This window comes from Gordonia sp. Z-3 (assembly GCF_036233855.1).
In the GTDB taxonomy this organism is placed as follows: domain Bacteria; phylum Actinomycetota; class Actinomycetes; order Mycobacteriales; family Mycobacteriaceae; genus Gordonia; species Gordonia tangerina.
In genome coordinates this window covers 958-2417 of sequence record NZ_JAZARS010000043.1, presented here as the reverse complement: position 1 = coordinate 2417, position 1460 = coordinate 958, and the positions used below count along the sequence as shown (strand labels likewise).

General features: G+C 63.3%; 1 protein-coding gene and 1 pseudogene. Both read left to right on the top strand.

What is annotated here, in order from left to right:
• Positions 1 to 1202, top strand: a 1202-nt coding sequence (locus tag VX037_RS23685; RefSeq protein ID WP_328716103.1) for an IS256 family transposase, incomplete at its 5' end; no start/stop codon positions are given.
• 40 nt (positions 1203 to 1242) lie between these two features.
• Positions 1243 to 1460, top strand: a pseudogene (locus VX037_RS23680) (IS5/IS1182 family transposase); the annotation flags it as partial.

Here is a 1460-nt window from a genome sequence, read left to right as displayed (position 1 = left end):
ACAAGGACGTTTTGGACCAGCTTCTGGCTGGTCGTGACCCGCAGGAGCTGTTTGCAAAGGACGGTCTGCTCGACGAGCTGAAGAAGGCGTTGTCGGAGCGGATGCTGTCGGCTGAGCTCGACGATCATCTGGAAAGCGAAGGCGCCGCAGGCACCATCAACCGGCGCAACGGGTCATCGAGGAAGACGATGCTGACGGGCACATCGAAGGTGACGCTGGACGTGCCACGCGACCGGGCGGGGACGTTCGACCCGAAGCTCATCGCCAAATACCAGCGCCGTTTCCCCGACTTCGACGACAAGATCGTCTCGATGTACGCGCGCGGGATGACGGTGCGCGAAATCCGCGGGCACCTCGAGGAGCTGTACGGGATCGACGTCTCGCCGGACCTGATCTCGACCGTCACCGATGCGGTGCTGGAGACGGTTGCCGAATGGCAGGGTCGGCCGCTCGACGCCTGCTATCCGCTGGTGTTTTTCGACGCGATCCGGGTGAAGATCCGCGACGAAGGGTTCGTCCGCAACAAGGCGGTCTACATCGCGCTGGGCATTCAGCCGGACGGGACCAAGGAGGTGCTCGGCATCTGGATCGAGCAGACCGAGGGGGCCAAATTCTGGCTGCGCGTCATGAACGAGCTCAGGAACCGCGGCGTCGCCGACATCCTGATCGCCGTCGTCGACGGCCTGAAGGGGTTCCCGGAGGCGATCAACGCTGTCTTCCCCGAGGCCATCGTCCAGACCTGCATCGTCCATCTGATCCGCAACAGCATGAGCTTTGCGTCCTGGAAAGAGCGCAAGTTCATCGCCCAGGCGTTGCGCGGCGTCTACCGTGCCGAGACGCCCGAGGCCGGCATGGCTGCGCTGGAGGCGTTCGAGGCAGGCCCCTGGGGCCAGAAACACCCGGCCATCGCCATAAGCTGGCGGCGACACTGGGACCAGGTGATCCCGTTCTTCGCCTTTCCCGAGGGCGTCCGCCGGATCATCTACACTACGAACGCCATCGAAGCTTTGAACTCGAAGCTCAGGCGGGCTGTCAGGGCCAGGGGACACTTCCCCAGCGACGAGGCCGCCACCAAGCTGCTCTACCTGATCTTGAATCGGTCGGAGAAAGAGTGGAAGATGCCACCACGTGAGTGGACCATGGCGAAGGCGCAATTTGCCGTGATCTTCGGCGAACGTTTCATCAGAGCCATGGCGGCCTGATGATCAACCGCCCGGCCGCACACGGAAATCCTGACAGTCCCCCCGCACGACTTGCTACAACCGCTTTTCCCGCTGGCGCAAAGCTGGCGTTTGGGACCGGCTGATGGACGCCATCACGGCTTCGTACGACGGCGACATCCAGATGATCGACAGCACTTCCATCCGGGCGCACCAGCAGGCTGCGACGGCAAAAAGGGGGATCTGGATCACTGCCTCGGTCGCTCCCGAGGCGGTCTCACGACCAAGATCCACGCGGTC